Source organism: Agromyces humi (assembly GCF_009720255.1).
In the GTDB taxonomy this organism is placed as follows: Bacteria; Actinomycetota; Actinomycetes; order Actinomycetales; family Microbacteriaceae; genus Agromyces; species Agromyces humi.
This window is the reverse complement of record NZ_WJSP02000301.1, coordinates 1-4,669: the sequence shown is the minus strand read 5'-3', so window position 1 is coordinate 4,669 and position 4,669 is coordinate 1. Positions and strand designations below refer to the sequence as shown.

The 4,669-nt window shown below is 71.2% G+C and carries 4 protein-coding genes and 1 pseudogene; 3 read left to right on the top strand and 2 right to left on the bottom strand.

What is annotated here, in order from left to right; translation table 11 throughout:
- Positions 1-315: 315 nt before the first annotated feature.
- Together GH736_RS17665 and GH736_RS17660 are read right to left on the bottom strand one after the other, a co-directional pair.
- A complete protein-coding gene (locus GH736_RS17665; RefSeq protein WP_159605659.1) occupies positions 316-1,620 on the bottom strand; it encodes a hypothetical protein in 1,305 nt (434 codons plus the stop codon).
- Positions 1,621-1,628: 8 nt separating this feature from the next.
- Positions 1,629-3,251 carry a hypothetical protein gene (locus GH736_RS17660; RefSeq protein ID WP_159605657.1) on the bottom strand — a complete coding sequence of 541 codons (1,623 nt, stop codon included), beginning with the start codon at positions 3,249-3,251 and terminating at the stop codon, positions 1,629-1,631.
- Positions 3,252-3,438: 187 nt separating this feature from the next.
- Here GH736_RS17660 and GH736_RS17655 point away from each other — a divergent pair, with 187 nt between their 5' ends.
- From GH736_RS17655 to GH736_RS17645, 3 genes and pseudogenes are all read left to right on the top strand, one after another.
- The gene (locus tag GH736_RS17655) at positions 3,439-3,837 is read left to right on the top strand and encodes a PPOX class F420-dependent oxidoreductase (RefSeq protein WP_159605655.1); all 399 of its coding nucleotides are present in this window, start codon (positions 3,439-3,441) and stop codon (positions 3,835-3,837) included.
- A complete protein-coding gene (locus GH736_RS17650; RefSeq protein ID WP_159605653.1) occupies positions 3,834-4,121 on the top strand; it encodes a hypothetical protein in 288 nt (95 codons plus the stop codon). Before GH736_RS17655 ends, GH736_RS17650 begins: the two co-directional genes overlap by 4 nt.
- Positions 4,121-4,669: pseudogene (locus GH736_RS17645) on the top strand (hypothetical protein); the annotation flags it as partial. The gene GH736_RS17650 and the pseudogene GH736_RS17645, both read left to right, overlap by 1 nt.

Genomic DNA, 4,669 nt, shown 5'->3' with positions numbered 1-4,669 from the left:
CCGCGACGGCGGGGAGTGCGGTTCCGACCCCGCCGACGCCGATCGCCAGGCCGCTGATGGCGGCGGCGACGGCGATGGCGCGCGTGCGTCGAATCGCTGATGGGGGAGTGCGTCGTGGCATGGATGACCTCTCGTGCGCGTTCGTGGCTTGACACGACGCTGCCACGACACTGCGCCGAAATGGTGGCGGAGACGTGCCATGACCGTCATCCGCCGCGCGCGAGCCCCAGTGCGGGGGCCGGACGGCGCCGCGTCGGCGCCTCGATGGCCCTCGGCCGGCGCCGACGGCCACCACCCGTCAGCGCCCGAGCGCGGTCACTTCACGTGCACGGCGTCGCAGCCGAAGAATGCCGTCGAACCGGTCGGCCCGTCGAAGCGCCCGAACACGCACCCCTCGGTGTCGCTCGGGGTGAGCACCCCGGTGCGCGGCCCGAAGTGCAGCACGAGGTCGAGGTCGGCATCGCGCGTGCGCTCATCGAGCTCGAGCGATCGCTCCGGATGCCCCTTGTGATGGCTCTCCGTGCCCCCGCCGCCGCCCAGCAGCACGGACTCAGAGCCGAACTTCACGCTGAGCGGATCGATCGTGGTCGCATCGAACGCCACCGGGTTGCCGTACTCGCCCGCGCTCGTGCTGAGCACCGCCAGCGGCAGCACGCCCGAGTTCAGCTTCACCGGGTTGGTCGTGCTGCCGGGCTGGATGTTGATGGTCACGGGAACCGCGCAGTCGACCTCGAACGCCTCGGTGAGCGAGTCGTTCGCGGTGTTGGCATCGACGACCGAGGCGAGCTTCGGCTCGATCGAGGTGGTGAACGACACCGAGTGCACGCCGGGCGCGGTGCACGTCACGGCGTACGTCCGCTCGAGCGTCTGCGGGGCGCCGATCGCGAGCGCGGCCACGTCGACGGTGTCCGCCGCTGCCGGCACCACGGTGAGGCCCGGGTCGGCGACGACCGAGCGCGTGACCTCCGCGTCGATCGGTCCGTCGGGTCCGGCGTTGCTCACCACGCTCGCCACGGGGATGTCGACCGCGTCGCCCATCACGGCGAAGAGTGGACCGGTCGGCGACACCGAGTCGACCCCGAGGTCGGCCTCGAGGCAGTCGGGATCGCCGGGGTTCGCCGCGCAGAAGTCCTGGATCGGCCCCTCGAGGTCGACCTCGGCCACGGTCTGCCCGAGCTCGATGTCCTCGACCGTCAGGCTCGCGAGGTTCGCGGCGAACGGCACGATGAAGCTGCCCGAGCCGCTGTCCTGGATCTCGAGGCGCTCCTGCCCGTCGTTCGTGAACACCCAGAGCGGGCTCCACGCGTTCATGACCTCGATCGGCGCACCGTCGGCGTCGGCCGTCGTCAGGCGCAGCAGCGGCGGGTCGCCGATGTGGGAGTGCGCCCGCTGGATGGACACCGTGACGCTCTGCACGCTCGTCTCGGTGCGCGACGCGAAGTCGAGCCGCCCGACCACCGCCTTCGCCGGGTCGGCCGCGGCGTCCACGACCACCGGCAGGGCCGCGGTGCCCGGATCCTCGGTGGTGTCGGCCTGCACCGTCGTCAGCGGCAGGGCCACGATGGCGAGCGTCGCGGCGGCGACCCCCAGCCCCCAGTACGTCATGTGCTTCCGTTGCATGTCGCGCCTCAGCATCCCGCAGCCTGGCAGTGCCCGAAGATGAAGTCCATCCGTCTGATGTCCGACGGCTGGGCCAGCCCGTTGTCGACCATCAGGTCGTTCGACACCGGGTCCGACACCGTGTAGTCGGTGTCGAAGAACCAGAAGTTGTCCTCCGTGAACTCCTGGCACGCAGACTCAGGTCTTCCGGGGAACGCGCCGAGGTCGTCGACGCAGTCCTCGGGTTCCTCGTAGATGTTCGGCGCGTCGTCCTGCTCGAAGTAGCCGCCGTCGCACGTCGTGCTCGCCGAGCCCGGCCGCTGGTCGCAGTACTCGTCGGCGAGGCCGAACGGCTGGTGCCCCGTCTCGTGGGTCACCACCTGGAAGGCGTCGCTCCGGAAGGCGGTGTTCAGCGTGCCCGAGAAGATGCGGTCGCCGCGCAGCGCGCAGTCGCGTTGCGACTTGCGGTGCAGGATGGCGCCGCCATCGGCGAAGGCGAAGTCCTCGTCCCACCCGGACGGCAGGTCGTGGTCGCAACTCCCGTCGTTCGCGTCATCCGCCTTGCCCTGGTTCAGCACGACCCAGAAGTTGAACTTGTCCTGGTTCGTGAGGAACGGATCGAAGCCGTAGTACGACGTGTTCACCACCTGGGCGATGTCCTGGACGAACATCGCGTTGAACGGGGCATCCGGCCCGAAGGGGTAGGTGTCGACGTCGGCGATGAACACGATGTCGAGACGGCTCGCGCTCGGACCGGTGTAGACGATCGGGAAGCTCGACGTGCCTGGGTCGCCCTCGGTCGCTCGTCGCCAGCCGCTGAAGATCGGGGTGCCGCCCTTCGCCATGCGGCATCCGTAGGCGAAGTCGAAGTCGTCGGCGCCCGGGTCGGGCGAAGCCGTGAAGGTGAACGTCGCGGATGCCACGCCCGAGGTGTCGACGGACTTCGTGCGCGTCGTGACATCGGCGGTGTCGGGCTGGAACCAGATCTCGAGGTCGTCGGCGATGAGCGGTTGCAGCGCACCGTCGAGCGAGGTCGCGGTGATCGTCACGGTCTCGCCGGCCTGCGGCCAGGCGGGCGTGTGCATGCAGCGGATGCGCTGGCCGGGTGCACTCGCCGGCTCGTCGACCTCCACGCGCATGGTGACCTCGACGCGGTCGCCGCCGGTGCCGGCGAAGATGCCGCTCGCGCCGCAGAGCAGTGTCTGCCCGTCGAGGCCGACACTGCAGGGCGCAACGGTGGCGGAGCCGGCGATGGCCGAACCGGCCGACTGCGACGCGTCGAAGAGGTCGTCGCCGAAGCAGAGCCCGCCGTCCTCCTCCCAGATCTCGACGGAGAGCGGCACCTGACCGGGCGTCGCGAGCGCGGCGGTGTCGACCGTGCGCGAGAACTCCCAGTTCGGCGTGATGTCGGGATCGCCCTCCTCGGCATCCTGCGAGGGCGTGTCCTCGTTGTTGAACGTCTGGCCGTCGATGGTGACCTTCGCGTACCAGTCGGGGTCGCCGCATCCGTCGTCGCCGCCGGTCAGCCGGATCCGCTCGAGCGTGACCCGCACCTCCACGTCGGGCGCGGCCGCCGCCGGCGACGCCACCACCAGTGGCAGGGCCAGCAGCGGTGCCATCAGCAGCACGCCGAGTACTCGCGATCGTCGCATGGTGCCCCCCGCACTCGCGGGCCCCCCGGCCCGCTCGCAATCAACAACGAAAGGATTACCACAGGCGCTCGGATGCCGCGCCCCCAGCCCGGGGGGCAGGTCGGTCGCCCGCGGCGTGTCGCATCCGGTGCCCCGTCGTGGCCGTCGACGGATGCCGCGGGCGGCCCGAGTGCGCTTGACTGGAGGCATGACCGCCGAGCTCACCGATCACTTCGTCCGCATCCTCACCGCGCCCGTCTTCGGGCACCTCGCCACCGTGCGTCGTCACGGAGGGATCCAGGTGAACCCGATGTGGTTCGAGCTCGACGCCGACGCCGGCGTCATCCGCTTCACGCACACCACGAAGCGCGCGAAGTACCGCAACCTGCAGCACGACCCGCACATGACCCTCGAGGCGCTCGATCCCGAGGACCCGCTCAAGTACGTCGAGGTGCGGGGCCGGCTCGCCGAGACCGTGCCCGACCCGGAGGGCGCCTTCTACGTGCACCTCGCGAAGCGGTACGGCGCCACCGACCCCGAGCCGCCCGCCGACAGTGCCGACCGGGTCGTGCTCGTGATGCGCATCGAGAAGGTGAACGGACGATGAGTTCTGGTGCCCCGGGCGCGGGCGGCAGTGGCGTCGCCCGGCGGCGCACCTCCCTGTACGCGATCATCGGCGTCGTGCTCTCGGCGGGGTCGTTCCTGCTGCCGGCCGTGCCGGCGCTCGTCGCCGCGGCGGGCGGGATCGTGCTCGGCATGCTCGGGCGACGCCAGTTCAAGCGCGACCCGGCGACCGGTCCGTCGTGGGTGTCGCTGGCGGCGATCATCGTCGGCGCGTTCGTGTTCATCAGTCAGGCCGTGCTGCTCGTGAGCTTCACCATGCTGGGGTGATGCCGATGCCGACCGACGCGCTCACCGCCGTGGCCGACGAGCTCTACGGGCTCGTGCCCGAGGAGTTCACGGCGGCGCGCAATGACCGTGCCAAGGCGGCCAAGGCCGACGATCGCGAGCTCGCACAGCGCATCGGGGAGCTGCGCAAGCCGTCGCCGGCGGCATGGATCGTGAACCGGCTGGTGCGCGACGAGCCCGACGGCATCGACGAGCTGCTCGACCTCGGCCACGACCTGCGCGAGGCGCAGTCGGCCGGTGACGGCCGGGCGCTGACGGGCATCGGCGCCGAGCGTCGCAAGCTGGTGTCGGGCCTGCTGCAACAGGCGACGAGGATTGCGGATGCCGCGGGCCGCCCGCCCTCGCGCGCCGTGCTCGACGAGGTCGAGCAGTCGCTCATCGCCGCCACGGTCGACGAGCGTGCGGGGGAGGCGCTCGCGACCGGGCGGCTGGTGCGCGGCATCCAGGCGGTGGGCTTCGAGGACGTCGACCTCGAGGGGGCCGTCGCCGGCGAGGCATCCGCCCGTCGCCCGGCGAAGCGCCGCACACGC